Origin of the sequence: Microvirga tunisiensis (assembly GCF_009296175.1) — a bacterium.
GTDB lineage: Bacteria > Pseudomonadota > Alphaproteobacteria > Rhizobiales > Beijerinckiaceae > Microvirga > Microvirga tunisiensis.
Genome location: NZ_VOSK01000876.1, coordinates 1 through 901 on the forward strand (window position 1 = coordinate 1; position 901 = coordinate 901).

Sequence of the window (901 nt, forward strand, 5' to 3'; positions counted from 1 at the left end):
CTAGGGCGTGTCTGCAAAGGGGTTCCATGAGGAGCTTGGAGTTCCCATTTATCCAACGTGACACGTTACGAGTTGACGGACCGGCAGTGGCAGCGCCTTGAGCCGCTTCTGCCGCCCGAGCGGCCGCCAACAGGGCGGCCCAACCATCATCACCGCACCATCTTGAACGGCATTCTATGGGTTCTGCGTACCGGCGCGCCCTGGCGCGATCTGCCTGAGCGCTATGGCCCGGTCGGCACCGTCTCCAGCCGGTTCTATCGCTGGTGCCAGTCTGGTCTCTGGCAGCGCCTCCTGTCGGCTCTGCAGGAACAGGCGGATGCCCGTGGTGAGATCGACTGGGACCTGCACTTTGTCGATGCCACCATTGTTCGCGCTCATCAGCACGCCGCCGGCGCTCGCCGGACCGGCGCCATCGGGGGGTGAGGCGCAAGACGAAGCTCTGGGCCGCTCGCAGGGAGGGTTCTCGACCAAGCTGCACCTGCGCGCGGAAGGTGGAGGCAAGCCAATCATCGCGGTGCTGACAGGCGGCGAACGCCACGAGCAGATTGTTCTGGAGGGCCTGCTGGATGGCGGGGCCATCCGCCGCGTGGGCCGAGGTCGCCCGCGCTTGCGGCCGCGGCGGCTGGCGGGCGACAAGGGCTATTCCAGTCCAACCGCCCGGCGCCGGTTGCGCCAGCGCCGTATCTCACCGGTGATCCCGACCCGCAAGGATCAGCGCTCTCAGCCGAACTTTGATCGTGAGGCGTATCGGGAGCGCAACAAAGTCGAGCGCCTGATCAACCGCCTCAAGCAATTCCGCCGCATCGCCACACGCTACGAGAAGCGCGCCGCCAACTATCTCGCGATGGTCAACCTCGGCATGATCATGCTCTGGCTATAGCCCTTTGCAGACACGCCCTAG

Annotated in this window: 1 protein-coding gene; it reads left to right on the top strand. The window is 65.6% G+C overall.

Features of this window, described 5'->3' with window-relative positions; all coding sequences use genetic code 11:
* Nucleotides 1–57: 57 nt before the first annotated feature.
* Nucleotides 58–880, top strand: a protein-coding gene (locus tag FS320_RS51500) for an IS5 family transposase (RefSeq protein WP_420846861.1) whose coding sequence is annotated in 2 segments (ribosomal slippage) — nucleotides 58–405 and nucleotides 407–880 — 822 coding nt in all. Because the reading frame shifts where the segments join, the coding sequence is not laid out codon by codon here.
* The last annotated feature ends 21 nt before the right edge of the window (nucleotides 881–901 follow it).